At 29.2% G+C, this 16,225-nt stretch carries 20 protein-coding genes, 4 pseudogenes and 1 other annotated feature; of the genes and pseudogenes, 1 reads left to right on the top strand and 23 read right to left on the bottom strand.

The window, feature by feature from the left end:
• Positions 1 to 74 precede the first annotated feature (74 nt).
• The 11 genes and pseudogenes from PL321_RS10180 to PL321_RS10130 form a co-directional block, all read right to left on the bottom strand.
• Positions 75 to 4,347, bottom strand: a pseudogene (locus tag PL321_RS10180) (acyl-CoA dehydratase activase-related protein).
• A gap of 162 nt (positions 4,348 to 4,509) precedes the next feature.
• Positions 4,510 to 5,007, bottom strand: coding sequence for an SEC-C metal-binding domain-containing protein (locus PL321_RS10175; RefSeq protein WP_273961948.1), 498 nt, complete (start codon positions 5,005 to 5,007; stop codon positions 4,510 to 4,512).
• A gap of 40 nt (positions 5,008 to 5,047) precedes the next feature.
• On the bottom strand, positions 5,048 to 5,434 hold the full coding sequence (locus tag PL321_RS10170) for a hypothetical protein (RefSeq protein WP_273961947.1): 387 nt from the start codon (positions 5,432 to 5,434) through the stop codon (positions 5,048 to 5,050).
• 68 nt (positions 5,435 to 5,502) lie between these two features.
• A complete protein-coding gene (locus PL321_RS10165; RefSeq protein WP_273961946.1) occupies positions 5,503 to 5,646 on the bottom strand; it encodes a hypothetical protein in 144 nt (47 codons plus the stop codon).
• 20 nt (positions 5,647 to 5,666) lie between these two features.
• Positions 5,667 to 6,131, bottom strand: a complete 465-nt coding sequence (locus PL321_RS10160) for a GGDEF domain-containing protein (protein WP_273961945.1) — start codon at positions 6,129 to 6,131, stop codon at positions 5,667 to 5,669.
• Positions 6,132 to 6,211: 80 nt separating this feature from the next.
• On the bottom strand, positions 6,212 to 6,700 hold the full coding sequence (locus PL321_RS10155) for a hypothetical protein (protein ID WP_273961944.1): 489 nt from the start codon (positions 6,698 to 6,700) through the stop codon (positions 6,212 to 6,214).
• Between the two features lie 29 nt (positions 6,701 to 6,729).
• Positions 6,730 to 7,209: a hypothetical protein gene (locus tag PL321_RS10150; RefSeq protein ID WP_273961943.1), complete on the bottom strand. Its 480-nt coding sequence runs from the start codon at positions 7,207 to 7,209 to the stop codon at positions 6,730 to 6,732.
• A gap of 259 nt (positions 7,210 to 7,468) precedes the next feature.
• Positions 7,469 to 7,921, bottom strand: a complete 453-nt coding sequence (locus PL321_RS10145; RefSeq protein ID WP_273961942.1) for a hypothetical protein — start codon at positions 7,919 to 7,921, stop codon at positions 7,469 to 7,471.
• Between the two features lie 95 nt (positions 7,922 to 8,016).
• On the bottom strand, positions 8,017 to 8,316 hold the full coding sequence (locus PL321_RS10140; RefSeq protein WP_273961941.1) for a hypothetical protein: 300 nt from the start codon (positions 8,314 to 8,316) through the stop codon (positions 8,017 to 8,019).
• 38 nt (positions 8,317 to 8,354) lie between these two features.
• Positions 8,355 to 8,507 carry a hypothetical protein gene (locus PL321_RS10135; RefSeq protein WP_273961940.1) on the bottom strand — a complete coding sequence of 51 codons (153 nt, stop codon included), beginning with the start codon at positions 8,505 to 8,507 and terminating at the stop codon, positions 8,355 to 8,357.
• Positions 8,504 to 9,121, bottom strand: a complete 618-nt coding sequence (locus PL321_RS10130) for an ATP-binding protein (protein ID WP_273961939.1) — start codon at positions 9,119 to 9,121, stop codon at positions 8,504 to 8,506. The genes PL321_RS10135 and PL321_RS10130 overlap by 4 nt, the downstream gene beginning before the upstream one ends.
• Positions 9,122 to 9,411: 290 nt before the next feature.
• Positions 9,412 to 9,656: a binding site (T-box leader), on the top strand.
• Between the two features lie 76 nt (positions 9,657 to 9,732).
• Here PL321_RS10130 and asnA point away from each other — a divergent pair.
• Positions 9,733 to 10,738 (top strand): annotated as a pseudogene (gene asnA / locus PL321_RS10125) (aspartate--ammonia ligase).
• Positions 10,739 to 10,760: 22 nt separating this feature from the next.
• Here the strand turns inward: asnA and PL321_RS10120 are convergent.
• From PL321_RS10120 to PL321_RS10065, 12 genes and pseudogenes are all read right to left on the bottom strand, one after another.
• Positions 10,761 to 11,483, bottom strand: coding sequence for an LTA synthase family protein (locus tag PL321_RS10120; RefSeq protein ID WP_273961938.1), 723 nt, complete (start codon positions 11,481 to 11,483; stop codon positions 10,761 to 10,763).
• 19 nt (positions 11,484 to 11,502) lie between these two features.
• On the bottom strand, positions 11,503 to 11,883 hold the full coding sequence (locus tag PL321_RS10115; protein WP_273961937.1) for a hypothetical protein: 381 nt from the start codon (positions 11,881 to 11,883) through the stop codon (positions 11,503 to 11,505).
• A 712-nt stretch (positions 11,884 to 12,595) separates the two neighbouring features.
• Positions 12,596 to 12,751, bottom strand: a complete 156-nt coding sequence (locus PL321_RS10110) for a hypothetical protein (RefSeq protein WP_273961936.1) — start codon at positions 12,749 to 12,751, stop codon at positions 12,596 to 12,598.
• A 103-nt stretch (positions 12,752 to 12,854) separates the two neighbouring features.
• Positions 12,855 to 12,998 carry a hypothetical protein gene (locus PL321_RS10105; protein WP_273961935.1) on the bottom strand — a complete coding sequence of 48 codons (144 nt, stop codon included), beginning with the start codon at positions 12,996 to 12,998 and terminating at the stop codon, positions 12,855 to 12,857.
• A gap of 2 nt (positions 12,999 to 13,000) precedes the next feature.
• Positions 13,001 to 13,342 (bottom strand): 3'-5' exonuclease, encoded by a 342-nt coding sequence (locus PL321_RS10100; RefSeq protein WP_273961934.1) that lies wholly within the window; start codon positions 13,340 to 13,342, stop codon positions 13,001 to 13,003.
• Positions 13,343 to 13,345: 3 nt separating this feature from the next.
• Positions 13,346 to 13,474, bottom strand: a pseudogene (locus PL321_RS21325) (hypothetical protein); the annotation flags it as partial.
• A 56-nt stretch (positions 13,475 to 13,530) separates the two neighbouring features.
• A pseudogene (locus PL321_RS19945) lies at positions 13,531 to 14,153 on the bottom strand (UvrD-helicase domain-containing protein).
• Between the two features lie 8 nt (positions 14,154 to 14,161).
• Complete coding sequence (locus tag PL321_RS10085; RefSeq protein ID WP_273961931.1) at positions 14,162 to 14,317, bottom strand: UvrD-helicase domain-containing protein; 156 nt, start codon at positions 14,315 to 14,317, stop codon at positions 14,162 to 14,164.
• Between the two features lie 8 nt (positions 14,318 to 14,325).
• A complete protein-coding gene (locus PL321_RS10080) occupies positions 14,326 to 14,472 on the bottom strand; it encodes a hypothetical protein (protein ID WP_273961930.1) in 147 nt (48 codons plus the stop codon).
• 190 nt (positions 14,473 to 14,662) lie between these two features.
• Positions 14,663 to 14,800, bottom strand: coding sequence for a hypothetical protein (locus PL321_RS10075; protein WP_273961929.1), 138 nt, complete (start codon positions 14,798 to 14,800; stop codon positions 14,663 to 14,665).
• A gap of 11 nt (positions 14,801 to 14,811) precedes the next feature.
• Positions 14,812 to 14,964: a hypothetical protein gene (locus tag PL321_RS10070; protein ID WP_443110651.1), complete on the bottom strand. Its 153-nt coding sequence runs from the start codon at positions 14,962 to 14,964 to the stop codon at positions 14,812 to 14,814.
• 98 nt (positions 14,965 to 15,062) lie between these two features.
• Positions 15,063 to 16,112, bottom strand: a complete 1,050-nt coding sequence (locus PL321_RS10065) for a helicase-related protein (protein ID WP_273961928.1) — start codon at positions 16,110 to 16,112, stop codon at positions 15,063 to 15,065.
• Between the last annotated feature and the right edge of the window lie 113 nt (positions 16,113 to 16,225).

The raw sequence follows: 16,225 nt of genomic DNA, 5'->3' as shown, positions 1-16,225 counted from the left end.
GATTAAGTAGTGTCAAAATGTATGAGTTTTTGAAATAATTTAGACAAAAATAAATGAGGACACAATGTCCTCATTTATTTTTGCTCCGATATACTTGCCTCTTCTAAAGCAATATTTTCATTGAACTTTTTAACATTGTCCACAATTCTTCTGTGGGCTACAGACATCATTAGTTTTAACCTATTTATTTGATTTACTTCACTTGCACCTGGGTCATAATCTACTGCAACAATATTTACATCCTTATATCTTTCTCTTAGAGCTTTAGCGACACCCTTTCCTGTTACGTGGTTTGGTAAACACGCAAAAGGTTGAAGACAAGCTATATTAGGTACTCCCATCTCAATAAGTTCTATCATCTCTGCAGTTAACAGCCATCCTTCTCCTGTTTGGTTACCCAAATCTATTATCTCCTTTGCTTTTTCTGCTAAATGATAAATAGTTGTTGGTGGTTCAAATCTTTTTGAATTTTTAAGTGCCTTTCTTATAACACTTCTATACATCTCAACTACATTTATAGTTGCATTACCTAATATCTTTGCCCTCTTACTTCCTGATAGATATTTATACTTATATTCTGCATCATAGGCACTATATAGGAAGAAATCAACAAGATCAGGAACTACAGCCTCTCCACCCTCTTCTTCAATAAGCTTTACTATATCATTATTTGCTGTTGGATGGAACTTAACAAGTATTTCACCTACTACACCAACTCTTGGCTTTATTACATCTTCAATTTCAACTGATTCAAAGTCTGCAATCATTTCGGATACAATCTTCTTATATTCAAATATGCTTCCTCTTCTTACAACCCTTTTACATCTATCTATCCATTTTTCATAAAGCTCATCACAGGTTCCTTTTTCTTTTCATAGGGTCTTGTTCTGTATAATAGTCTCATTATTAAATCTCCAGAAGTAATGCCATAACACCCCTATGAAGCATTGGAAGAGTTATCTTAAATCCTGGATTTTTTCAAGCCCAACAGCATTTAGAGAAATTACAGGAACGTGTGACAATCCTGCATCTGAAAGTGCTTTTCTTAAGAATCCAATATAGTTGGTTGCCCTACATCCTCCCCTGTCTGAGAAATAATCACAGAGGTATTATTAAGGTCGTATTTACCTGATTTTAGTGCACTCATAAGTTGCCCTACTACTATTATTGAAGGATAGCAGGCATCATTATTTACATACTTTAGTCCCTCATCTATTGCATTTTTATCAACTGATGGAAGAACTTCAAGTTTATATCCTGCCCACTTAAAAGCCTCTTCAACTAATTCAAAATGTATTGGTGCCATTTGAGGTGCAAGTATAGTATGTCTTTTTTCATTTCCTTTGTAAATACCGCTTTATGTGAGTATTGTTTTATCCTTTTGGGAACAAAGTTTAACTTATCTCTTTCTTCAACCGCTGCTTTAAGTGATCTAATTCTAATCTTAACTGCACCTAAATTGTTTATTTCATCTATTTTAATTAAAGTATATATCTTACCGTATGCTTCAAGTAGTTCTTTAACTTGATCTGAAGTTATAGCATCAAGTCCGCATCCAAAAGATGTAAGTTGAACAAGTTCTAAATTCTTATTTTTGCAACAAAACTTGCTGCTCTATAAAGCCTTGAGTGATATGCCCACTGGTCCACTACCCTTAAAGGCTCCTCTAATTTTCCAAGATGAGCTACGCTATCCTCTGTTAAAACACAAAAACCTTGAGATACAATTAATCTGTCTATTCCGTGATTTATTTCCTTATCCAGGTGGTATGGACGCCCTGCAAGTACAATTGCCCTTTTATTATTTTTAATGATGTACTCTAAAACTTCCTGTCCTTTTCTTCTGATATCCTCTTTAAACCTATTTAATTCCTTGTCTGCCTTATCTACTGCCTTAGATATTTCTTCAAAGGATATATTAAAATCTGAAAGCTCTTCAAACAATCTAATTTTAAGCTTTTCTTTATCATCAAAGGGTAGAAATGGGTTTAAAAACTTTATTCTCTTTTCATTTAAAATATCCATATTATTTTTAATTACTTCACTGTAGGATGTTACAACAGGACAGTTGTAATGATTATGGGCATCGCTAAATTCAATTTTTTCATAGGGCAAAGATGGATAAAAATAAAATTTGCCCCCTTGTTTATTAAATTTACTATATGGCCGTGCACAATTTTTGCAGGATAACATACTGTATCTGAAGGAATTGTATCCATACCAAGTTCATATAGTCTTCTTGTTGATGTATCTGACAATATAACCTTAAATTTCAGTTCAGTAAAGAAGGTAAACCAAAAAGGATAATCTTCATATATATTAAGAACTCTTGGTATACCAACACTTCCCCTTATTGCTTCAGTATCATCTATTGGTTTATAGCTAAACAACTTATTGTATTTGTATTCATAAAGATTTGGAAGCTTTTCCTTTGTGATTTCTATGCCTGCTCCTCTTTCACATCTATTACCGGTTACAACGGTTTTATTGTTTATTTTAGTTAAGGTAAGAAGACAATTGTTAGTACATAATTTACATCTTTTTATCTCATTTGTATAGGTTAAGTTAATTATCTCATCTTTGTTCAATACCTTTGATTTTTCTCCAGCTTGGTAATTATCCTTTGCAATAAGTGCTGCTCCAAAGGCACCCATAATCCCCGATATATCAGGTCTTACAACCTCTAAACCAGTAATTTTTTCAAAGGCTCTTAAAACTGCATCGTTATAGAAGGTACCTCCTTGAACTACAACCTTATTGCCAATATCCTTAGAATCCTTTAATTTTATAACTTTAAATAGAGCATTTTTTATAACAGAATATGATAATCCTGCTGAAATATCTTCTACAGTTGCTCCTTCCTTTTGTGCCTGCTTAACCTTTGAGTTCATAAATACTGTACATCTACTTCCTAAATCAACAGGATGCTTTGCAAAAGTGCCGCCTTTGCAAAATCTTCTATATTCATTCCAAGGGACTTTGCAAAGCCTTCAATAAAGGAGCCACACCCTGAAGAGCAGGCTTCATTTAGCATTATGTTTTCAATAATTCCATCCTTTACAGTTAGGCACTTCATATCCTGTCCGCCTATGTCTAATATAAAATCTACTCCATTTAAAAAGTAGTTTGCCGCTCTAAAATGTGCAACAGTTTCAACTTCACCAATATCTATATTCAATGCATTTTTTAATAGCTGTTCTCCATATCCTGTAACTGCAGATTTTGCAATATATGTTTTATCGTTTAAGTTACTATATAAATCCTTTAGAGCTTCTAATATTGAATTTAATGGGCTTCCTTGATTACTTGAGTAAAATGAATATAGAAGATTTCCTTCTTTGTCAATCAATGCAACCTTTGTTGTGGTTGAACCTGCATCTATACCTAAAAACATTCTCCTTGGTAGCTTGAAAGCTCTCGCCTTTTAACTTTATTTCTTTCGTGTCTATTTATAAAATCTATATATTCCCCTTCATCTTTAAATAATGGTTCAAGTACATCTTCATCAACCTCTTTTATATCTATAGCTTCATCTAATTTACTTATAATGTCCTTCAACCTATAAATATTGCTGTTACTGCTTAAAAGTGCTGCTCCTATTGCTACAAACACCTGTGAATTTTGTGGTATATACACATCCTCTTCTTTTAAATTGAGTGTCTCAATAAACCTTCTTCTAAGCTCGGATAAGAAATATAGTGGTCCTCCTAAAAGGCAACCTTACCCTTTATTGGTCTTCCACAAGCTAAACCACTTATTGTTTGGTTTACTACCGCCTGAAAAATAGATGCTGCTATATCTTCTTTTCTTGCACCCTCATTTAAAAGAGGCTGTATATCTGTTTTTGCAAATACTCCACACCTTGAGGCTATAGGATAAATAATTTCAAAATTCTTTGCAAGCTCGTTTAGTCCATCTGCATCTGTATTTAAAAGGGTTGCCATCTGATCTATAAAAGCACCTGTTCCACCAGCACAGGTTCCATTCATTCTTTGTTCTATTCCATTTTTAAAATATGTAATCTTTGCATCTTCGCCACCAAGTTCAATAGCAACATCAACTTCATTAATTAACCTTTCTACTGCATAGGTTAGAGCAACCACCTCCTGTTCAAAGGGTATGCCTGTCCACTTTGCAATTGAAAGCCCCCTGAACCTGTTACTTTGACATTTAAATTTAAATCTCCACATTCATTTATCAGTTCCTCTAATAAAGATTTAAGCGTTCCTTTAATATCTGAAAAGTGTCGTTTGTATCTTTTAAACAGTATTTCCCCATTTTTCCCAATCAAAACCAGTTTTACAGTAGTGGAACCTACATCTATACCACATCGTAAAACTTCCACCATAATTAAGACCTTCCTTCTTTAAAAATTTAATGTCATATTTATAATATAATTTGTTTAATTTTTTTCTACAACTAAAATATTGTTCTTAAAATGTAAATTTTTTATAAAACCACATTTAAGTAATTAATCATAAAAATATAAAATAAAGGTGCAAATGCACCTTTATTTTCCATAACATTTCTTATATTTTTTGCCTGAACCACAAGGGCAAGGATCATTTCTACCTACTTTGTTTTCATTTACAACTATCTTTGATTTGTTGTATTCTTTTCTTATTTCCTTTCTTCTTTCTACTGATAAAATTCCATCCCATTCTGGAAGTTCATATAACCAATTAGCCTTTGCATCAAGCATATTATAATATAGCTTTTCAAAGTCTATTTCAAGCTTAAGTTCTGTATCCTCTTCTAATTTTTCTTCATCTACTGGATTTACTAAACTTGTGTTGATACCTGATACAAATGCAGCAAATGTAAGCTCATCAACACCATATTGATTAGCAAGGTCCTTTAATTTTCCTTCAACTACATTTTTCTTGTTCTCTAATATGTCTTTATAGATTTCCTGTTCTTTCTTTAAATAGTCTGTCCAAAACTCTTCATAATCTGGTGCATTAACCTTTGAATCTGCAAGTTCTTCCCACTTTTTATATAAGCTCATATCTAACGCTCCTTTGTATTAAAGTTTTAACAACATTTGATTATACCATAAGTAAGTATATTTGAGCAATAGTTGAAAGAGCATTATAATCTTGATGCAATAAAAGCAACTTTTGATTATCAAATACAATGTGTAATACGTATTCTACAGCTTCATTTTTTATTATAGGAACAAGTATATTTTCCCTAATTAAAAAGGAATTATGTTGTTTTATTGTCTCTATAAATACCTTTATACCTTTTTCCTCAATTACCTTTGATAATGTAAATTCAAATAGATCATCTTTAAAATATTGCGTTTCAGCTTTGTGTATATTTACAAATGATGCTTCAAATAAATCCTTTAATCTATTTTTATATAATTCTATTTTCTTTTCCTTATCTAAATTCAACTTGGCAATATTAATTATTTTAGAAATTCCATCCAAATATTTTGTATCTTTAAGTACATTTCCGGTAGGAATAAAGTTTAAACTATTTTCGTGTATATTGTTTTCTATATCCCAAACTGTACACCTATTTTTTCCTGTATTTTTGAAATGTAAAGTGCTGCATCTGCTTTTTCAATAGATGAATTAATGTTTTGTTTAATATTATCACAATAAAATATTCCTGAACTTACTGTAATTTTATATTCCAAACCTATAATTTCTATATTTTCTATAACTTTTCTAATCTCTTCACAAAAACAAGTGCTTCTTCTTTCGAAGTATCAGGCATAAATAATAAGAATTCTTCTCCACCATACCTAAACAGGAAAAACTCCCTTTTATTAGCCATCAATACTACTTTAGAAAATTGTCGTAAAACTTCATCTCCCATTAAATGTCCATACTTATCGTTTATATACTTAAAATTATCAATATCAAACATTGCTAAACTATAATTTTGATATTTGTTTAAGTCTTGAAAAACTATGTCCATATACTTTCTATTATAAGCACCTGTTAATTTGTCAACATAAAAGTTCTGATTAATATTAAGTTGATGAATATTATGAAGTATCAGGTTATTAAACATTTTGCAGTAATTAAGTGAATCTATATTAATATTGTTTAAATGTTTATCACTTTTAGCTACCAAAAATGCTTCAATAAATTGCTTATTTTTTAATTTGATTATCATAGTTGTTATATTTTTATTAAGTTTGTATTTATATGTTTCAAAAATACCCTCTTTTAAATTTTTTATTGACTCTTTATATTTTAATTCTTTTTAGTACTTACTATTACTTTATCAGTTGAATCTACTATATAAACCTCATCGGACATAGTTATAGATTTTATATAGCTTACTATCAATTCAAGATTTTTCAAACAATCATTGGAATAATTATTCATAACCTGCATTACATTTTCTAATATTTCATTGCCTTTACTGTTATTTTCGCTCATCCAATATTTCCTTATTTCTTCTAAATTCATTTCATATTTGTTATCTTCATTATGCAAAACACCAAGAAAATAATCTATTAAATTAGTTTCTTTAAGTTTTTTTAAGTATATTTCATATCTTTTCACATAATTTGTTTTTAAGGAAAAATTCAGTCCACTAAAGATAGTATTTATTATATTAGCCGCTTGTATAATATCATTTATAGCAGAAAACTTATTATTTTGGTTACTATTTAATAAAGCTTTTATTATATACAGTTTCCATAGAATGTGTTTATTTTTTATTTTATTAATTAACAATTCTATATCTTCTAACTCTAAATTATATCCTAAAAATACTTTATTAGCTGCACTTTAGCAACTAAATTAATACTATCTTTCTGTTCATTTATAATCTTTTCAAATATTTTATTTGCATAATCATTAAATTCTTTTTCACATAAAAGTAAACATATACTAAACTTAAAATTTTGATTTAGTTTTTCTATGTTATTAATATAATATTCAGGAATATATATATTATAAAATACGTTTATTTCTTTATTTATAGGTAACTTATCATTACTATTTTTTAAAATATCTAAGTAGTTTTTAAATTCTTTCTCATTATTTGTTAGAAAGTTAATTAAGGCCATTGATAAATAATAAGACCATATATAATTACTATGTACCTTATCTATTAAAATCTTTGATTCTTCTAAGTATTTCATTGCCTTTTTAAAATTTCCATTTATTAATTCTATAAATGAAAGGCACCCTAATATCAATGTCTTTATTGCTACATTATTTACTCTATTTACATATCTCATTGCCTCAACACAATTTTTTTACATTCATCAAGTTCTAATTGATAAAATAATGTAAATGCTATGTTGCATATAGGCATAATTTCTAAGGATATAACATTATTTTTTCTTGCTATCTCTTTGGATTTATTTAAATATTTTATTCCCTTTGAAAAATCCTCAAAATCATCAACCCATATAGTTCCACAATTATTTAGTGAATATACAATACCTCTTATATATCCACACTTTGTGAATAATTTATATGCCCTTAAGAAATTACTTATTGCCCCTTTGGGTTACCAGAAAATTTATCTATAACCGCCAGAATTTGATGTGCTTCTCCTTTTAAAATAGGTTCCATTTCTATATTTTTTAATATATTAAAACATATATGTTTTGATTTTTCTAAATCACCATCAAATAGTGTGTCGTATGCATTTATTATTACTAAATTATTTAATATCTTTTTGTCTCTTATATATTCCGTTTTATAATTTTTTATTTCAGATAATATAGTTTTAAAATCCTTAACATTGTTTGTTCTTATAAACAGTTTTGCTTTTCTTATTAAAATTTCAAGTGTTATAATTTTATCGTCTTTGTATTTACTTATCAAATCGTTGTATATATCAAGTGCTCTTTTTGTTTCACCATTTAATTCATATATATCTGCAATTGATTCATATATATTTAATACTTCTTCATTGCTGATTAATTCAATTGTTTCGTACATTACCTCAATTAGTGCATTCCATTTTTTCTCATTAAAATAAAACTTCTTAAGCCTACTTAAATATTCTAACTTTAATTTATTATCATTGATTTGATTTATTTGATATAAAATCTCCTCGTTAAATATAAAAAATGTGTTTTATTTTCACTAAGTAACTTTACTATTTCTAATCTTAATGAATTTACATATTCAATATTCAATCCCTTCAATATGTGATTTGTTAGCAGCATAAAAGATGATTTATAAATAAATCCTATATCTGTTATGCTATAACTTATCAATCCTTCCATAAATAATTTACTTAATATTCTTTCTACATTGTCTATTTCATATCCTGTTAACTTCGATAAAACGTATGGGCTTACACCATTTTTAAAAAGGGAAATAAATTTCATTAATTTTTTATATTCTTCCTCTAATTGGTTAAATGTTTTTATAGGCCATAGTTCATTATAAAGCTCTCTTTTATTTTTTGATAATTCATATATTGTATAAATAAAAGTGGATTTCCATCAGTAGCTTTTATAATAGTTTTTATTTTTTCCTCATCATACATCTTATTAAACTTAGTGTATTTATTAATCATATTTTTTCACATATTCCTTTTAACTTAAATTCTTCAAAATCAAATTTCTTGATATCTTCAATAAATTTGATAAAATTTATATTTAAAGATTCAGAATATGCTATAACAAAGTTAAAACCTTCATACAGTTTCTCCTTTAATAAAAAAGTAATTAAATCAATAATATATTCATCTTGATACTGAATATCATCTATTAATACAATTAACTTAGAATATAAAGTAATATCTTTTATTATCTGTCTTATATAATAAAATAATATATATAATTCATCTTTACTATTTTTATTAACCTTTGACAATAAAAGCTCTAAAATTTCTTTATTAAATACTGTATAATTTTTATGCAATTGATAAATCTTCAATAATTGATTTATAAAATCTATATAAGCATTTTTATCTTTTGAATTTATATATATTGTATATGTATTATTATTTCTAATATTTTCTGAAATCCTCTTTAACAAAAATGTTTTGCCGTATCCTCTACTACCCTTAATAAGTACATTTTTATTTTTATCTAATGTATGCACTATTATTTGTTCCAACTCATTTATTTCCTTATGAAATTCTGTATTAATTACATCATTTTCAAGCATACCTACAAAACACCCCAAACCTACAATTTTAATTTTATTTATAGAAATAACCAAATAAATTATAGCATAATTTTGATAATCATAAAAACTATTCAATATTATGTTTTATAACGTATGTAAAATTATTATAAACTTATTAATACTATAAATAAATCTATTTTATTCAAGTAAATAAATAAAAGATAATCACTTTAACCAATCTATATACCAATAAAAAAGTATATTTATAAATACCAATCAAAATAATACAATATAAAAAATTTTTAAAATTGAATGTTGACATTTATAAAATTTCACTTTATAATTAGTAAAAAGCGATGAAGGGAAGAGTAGATACAGGAAGTAGTTAAAGCGAGCTGGTGATGGTGGAAGACCAGTACGAAGCCTGTTTTGAAGAACATCCCTAAGCTCCCAACCGAAATCTTTATGAAAGTAGACTTGGGCGGAAAACTCTACCGTTAAAAGGAGTACAGTATCGAGTTTATCTCCGTACTGAGAGTGGGTTTTATACCAATTTGGGTGGTACCGCGGAAGTTAACCTTTCGTCCCATTAAAGGGATGAAGGGTTTTTATTTTGTAATCTGTAGCGCTACATATATAAAAATCTATTGTATTAAGGAGGAACTATTATGGAATGGAAGGTATGCTATGATTATAAACCTACCCTCGATTTAAAGGAGACTGAAATTGCAATTAAGAGATTAAAGGACTACTTTGAATCCGTGTTATCCCAAAAGCTTAACTTAACAAGAGTTTCTGCTCCTCTATTTGTACAAAAGTCCACAGGGTTAAATGACTATTTAAATGGAGTTGAAAGAACAGTATCCTTTGATGCCTTTGATATTAAAGGAGAATCCCTTGAGGTTGTTCAATCATTGGCAAAATGGAAAAGATATGCACTTAAAAGATATGGTTTTAAACCTGGTGAAGGACTATACACTGATATGAACGCAATTAGACGTGATGAGGAACTTGATGCACTGCACTCAATTTATGTTGATCAATGGGATTGGGAAAAATAATATTAAAGGAACAAAGAACAGTTCAGACACTAAAGCAAATAGTTAAAGATATATATAGTGTTTTTAAACAAACCGAACTTTACGTTTATAGCCTATACCCTCACATTACACCTATTCTGCCTAAGGAAATAACATTTATTACAACTCAGGAACTTGAGGATATGTACCCAGAACTTTCACCTAAAGAACGTGAATATCAAGCCTGTAAAAAATATGGAGCTATATTCTTAATGCAGATAGGGATTATCTAAAATCAGGAATAAAACACGACGGACGTTCTCCTGATTATGATGATTGGAAATTAAATGGTGATATTATATTCTACTATCCTGTCTTAGACTGTGCCTTTGAATTGTCTTCTATGGGAATTAGAGTAGATAAAGATGCTCTGCTTTATCAGATTGAAAAATGCAACTGCAAAGATAGATTAGACTTACCCTTCCACCAGATGATTTTACAAGAGGAACTTCCTTTTACGATAGGTGGTGGAATTGGTCAATCAAGAATATGTATGTTCTTTCTAAGAAAAGCTCATATTGGGGAAGTTCAATCATCTGTCTGGCCAGAGCATATAATACAAAAATGCAGTGAATTAGGCATCACTTTGCTTTAATATAAGATAAGGGCTTATGCCCTTATCTTCCATTAAAGTAATTTGAACTAATAATCTTATCTGAAATCTCAATACCCTTTAATGCGTGTTGTTTTAATTCTTCATCAACCTCTCCAATAACCTTTCCATCATCTAAAACTGTAAAATTTAAGTTAGTATTTAGTAAAACTCTACCTATAGCTGTATCTTGATATTCAGAACTTTCTATTCCAAGCAGATAACATATTGTTGGTAGAAGGTCAATTTGTCCACCTATTGTATTAATCACCTTTGGCTGCATACCCTTGTGATAAATTATAAGAGGTATCTCTTTGTTATTAACAAGCCACCAATCCTCTTTTTGGCTTAAATTTTCGATACTACTTTGATAATATTTATGAACTCCTTCGTGATCTCCTGATATAACAATTACCGTATCCTCTAATATTCCTTGTTTATCAAGTTCATCTATAAACATTCCTAAGCACTTATCTGCATAATGAATGCTTTCAAAATACCCACCTAAATAGGAGTCATTAAGTTCCTTATTTAGATTTAAATTTCTATATTTATCATCGATATTAAAGGGCATATGACTTGTTAATGTAACTATAAATGTATAAAATGGCTTCTTTTGAGCTATAATTAAAGGCACTATCTGTTTTAAATAGGATTCATCGCTCAATCCTAAACCTATCTTTTCGTCAACATTAAAACTTGTTTCATCAGTACACTTTTCAAAGCCTATCGAATATAATGCCCTCATCCAATTCCAATAGGGTCCTTTATCTGAATGTATTGCGTGAGTATAGTATCCGTATTTTTGAGTATCTTTGGTAAAGAATTGTAGGTATTATCTGGATATCTAAAAATGTACTTCCCCTTCGAACAGGGTACATAGAAGTATTTATTATAAAATCTCCATCAGAACTTATTCCATTATGGGTTTGCTCGTGATAATTATCAAAATAAATACTATTTTTTAAAAGTCTATTTAAATTTGGAGTTATCTCCTTAGAATTTATTTTCTTATTAATCACAAAATTCTCTAAAGATTCCACCTGTATATATATAAGATTTTTACCTTTAAAATAACCTTTGTACTCATTATCTGCTTCTATCTTTTCCTTTTTATTAAACCACTCATTTATTTCAGCCTTTTCCACTTCAGTAAGTTCAATATGCCTACATTCTTTTATATAATTGAAAACATCAAAAACGTGATATCCAATTGGCGATAAATTAGAAATAGTAACCTTTGGAGAATATGTTATCTGATATATTGCCTGTTTTTTGTATTAAATAAAATCTTTGCATCTACTGGTTCAACTATAAAAATTATTGAAATCAAAAATGAAATAGTAAATGCTTTAGCTTGTACACTTTTTCTCAATACGTATACACTATGTTTCTTATAAAAATAATACAACACAAAAATATCTAAAAATAAAATTAAATCATAAAATCTTATAAGGGATTTTATGCTATCCGATAAATTGTATAAGTTTCCTGTCTGCATCAATGAATGTACTGATAAAAACTTCCAAAACCTCTAAAGTACCAAATATCAACCAAGAATAAAATAGTAATTAAAAAGTTTATAAAAAATAAATAATAAACTTTAGCCTTTCCTCTAAATAAAAAATAAAAGGACATTAAAATAATAATATAAGAAAAATAAAGTAGGTATGAGGGTATACAACCTATAGTGTAAAAAAAGCAAAACTCTTTGTATCTGTTATTATATATGCCAATATTGAAATACTCTTAATAAAAAGTAAAAACACAGCAAAAATAAAAAGTTTATTATTGAAATAAATACTTTTCATTCTTTCCTTTATATAGCTCATCAACTTCCTCCCTATTTAATCCAAAACTTCAACAATATAAAAACACAATTCCCATTATAGCAGCAAAGGCCAATGCAATAGGTAAAAGCACCTCTATTGCTGCAATAGTCATTGCAAGTACATCTTTAAACCCCAGTCTTACTGGTTCATCATTTAAATCATTGTTATTGTTGAATTCATCCACAAAAATCCCCCTTAAATAAATTCTCCTTGGCAAAACAACTTTAAAAATTCCTTTTCACCATAGGAATCAAATTTAACCTTCAATACATTATCATCCTCATAAATTACAATTCCTTCTCCATATTTTTTATGGATAACCTTTTTTCTGCATTTTTCTTTTCTTTTTCTAATCTTAACATATCATAAATTTCATTTAAAGTATATTTTGAATTATTATCCTCCTCTAACAAAAGATTCTTGGGAAACATAGTTATATATTGGCTTTTATATCCCTTAAATCCAAAAAAGATGGACTCTTTATATACGAAATCTCAAGGACCTCCTTTGCCCTTGTAACACCAACAAAGAAAAGTCTAAGTTCTTCCTCTTCAATTTCCCGCTTTTTAGATATTGGTATATTTCCTTCATTTACTCCTACCATAAAAACATATTTAAACTCTAAACCCTTTGATGAATGAAGTGTAAGAAGTTTCACACTTTCTTTATCAATTTTATCTTCTTCCACTTCTATTCCCTTTATAAATTCACACTCAACTTCTCGACTTAGTACATCATAAAGGAATTCCCCCTGTGCTTGTCTTCTAAAAAGCACAGCAATATCCTTAAGATGTACTCCCTTATCCTTTAACTCTTTAATTCTTCTTAAGACATAGCTTGCCTCATTGAAGGCATCATAGTGACTTGTAATCTTTATTGGTTCTCCATATTCCCTTTCACAATGTATTTTCTCACCTATTAAAGCTGCTGCTGCCTCTGTTATTGTTCTTGTTGACCTGTAGTTTATAGGAGTTCATATATAGATGCATTATATTTTTCGATAAACATCTTAAATATATTTCGTGTACCTGTCCTAAAGGAATATATTGTTTGATTTGGATCTCCTACAACAAATATTTTTGCTCTATCCCCTGCAATTTTTTCTATTAGTTCAAGTTGCATATAATCTGTATCCTGAAATTCGTCTACTATTATATGGTCAAATTCTAAATTTTCCTTTAAGAAATCACGACAATTTATTATTAAATCTTCATAATCCATTAGGTTTTTATCTTTTTTACTCTTTTATACTCTTCATAAAGTCTTTCAATATCATCTTCTCTCTTCATATTTGCATACAGTATATTACCATTTTTAAACTCTTCTATCCTTTTTTGTACTTTTGATTTATATTTTATATTTAATCTTCCTTCTCTGATTATATTATTTAATATCTCGCCTGCCTCGTCATAGGATATTATTCTAAAATCCTTAGAATATCCAAATTCCTCTAAGTCTACATTTTCCCTTAATATTCTATTTGCAATGCTGTGGAAGGTGCCTATATATTTGATTTCTTCACTTATATGTTTTTGTAGCCGTTCCTTTAGCTCCTCTGAAGCTTTGTTTGTAAATGTAACAACCATAATTTTGTCTAAAGGGACTTTTTTACAAGATGTAAGTATAATACTCTGTACACTATAACTGTAGTCTTACCACTTCCTACACTTGCTCTTAGGGCCACATATTTTTCATCTGTCTCAACTGCCCTTCTTTGAAAGCTATTTAACTTATCAAATAAATCCTGCAAAATCTCACCTACCTATTTAAATCATCATATCTTCTAATAATTTTATCGATTTTGCTTTCATAATTTATTACATTCACATCTATAGAAAAATTATCATTAACCTCTACATATCTTCTTATTATATTTTCAATTTTTGCTTTATTTAAAGTATCCATTATCCATTCTTTAAAAAGGAAGATGTAACATTTAGGACTAATACATTTCCTCTAACTTCAACCTCATCTACTATGTTAAAAAATCCTAAGAAGGCTTCACTCCTTGACCTTAAAAAGCTTCTAAAATCCTTCCATTTATACTCTAATTCTTCTAACTTAAAATATTTATTCTCCTCAACAATGACTTCTTCTACCTTTTTGTTACCTTTGGAGTCTCCTCCACATCTTTTATCATACCTTCAAGTGCCCAAAGAACCATCTTTTTATCAAGGTGATAGTCTCCAACACAAGCTGGACATCCATCTTTACATTTACAATTTTTCAACATATTTATGGCATCTAATAGGATTTCCTTGCATAATCAAAGGCCTTTTCTGTAAAACCTAATCCGCCTGGATATAAATCATATAGTATTACATAGGCCCTTTTTATTTCTCCATCCTTCTCAACAGTGTTAAACATAGTCGCTCCAATATCCTCTGCTGTTGCCATAGTCCTGATCCTTGCTGCTGTAAGAAGTGCGTGCTTTATTCCGTTATAGTAATTAAATTCTGTATATAGGTTTAAAACATCATCGACATCCTGTGGTATTAGATACCATAATCCTTCTGTTTCAAGGGTAGTAAAAGGTTATCCCTTATAGACTCAAAGCCTAAATTTTGCCTGTTGTGAAACTGAATCATCTTATAAGCCACTACTGCCTCTTTTATTAGAACATCTCCAAAGGTTGCAGTAGTTCTTGCAAATTCTGTGTTCTTAAATTCCTTTATTATATTTACCATTGTATCTGTAAATGGAACAGTGAAATAATTAACTTCTATTGGAAAAACAGTTGCAATTCTATTTACCAAATCAAGTTTTTCAACCATATACTGCACACCATCGTGCATATAGATTGCCTTTTCGTATACCTCGTGGAAGGCCTGATATTCATCCATCTCTGTCAGCATCTCTCCATTTATCTTATTAATTACCTTGTATATATCCCTTGATATATTTCTTAAACTAAAATCACCTGCTGGATGTTCCTTACCAATCCAAGTAAATATTCCACCATCATTCTTTAATTCTCCTGCCTTTAGAAGAACAGGTATTATCTCTGCAATATCAGGGAATAATTCTGCATCGTCAAGGGTAAGTGGTAGTTCTGCAGCTGCTGCTCTTACGTGAGCAAGTTGAATAAATAGATTGTTTTTATCTAAAACGGCATTTTCTATACCTGTCTTTAATAAAAATTCACTATTTACTGCTATATATTGATATATAGGTCCAACATCAAGTATCAATATGCCAACTGCTTCTTTTCTTCTTCCTGCACGTCCTATCTGCTGCCAAAATGATGCCTTGGTGCCTGGGAACCCTGAACATATTACAATATCAATGTCCCCTATATCTATACCAAGTTCTAATGCATTTGTTGCAATTACACCGTTTATATCTCCCTTAACAAGTCTTTTCTCTATGTCTTTTCTTTCTTCTTTTTTATACCCTCCTCTATAACCTGCTATCTTATCGGTTAAATCTAACAAACTTGGTATGTATTCTATATTTGATAATTTATCCCTTGTTTCCTTTAAAACGACCTCAACTTCACGCCTACTTTTACAAAAAGTTATAAATCGTCTCCCATTTTGTATCATATCTGGTATTATTTCTGCTGCTTCTTCTTCAGGAGTCTTTCTATATTCTGAATCTCTAATATAGGGAGGTTGCCAAATATAAATGTGCTTTTTATGGGATGGCGAACCATCCT

The sequence above is a fragment of the Caloramator sp. mosi_1 genome (assembly GCF_028622835.1).
Lineage (GTDB): Bacteria > Bacillota > Clostridia > Clostridiales > Caloramatoraceae > Thermobrachium.
This window is presented reverse-complemented; position numbering and strand designations above follow the sequence as displayed.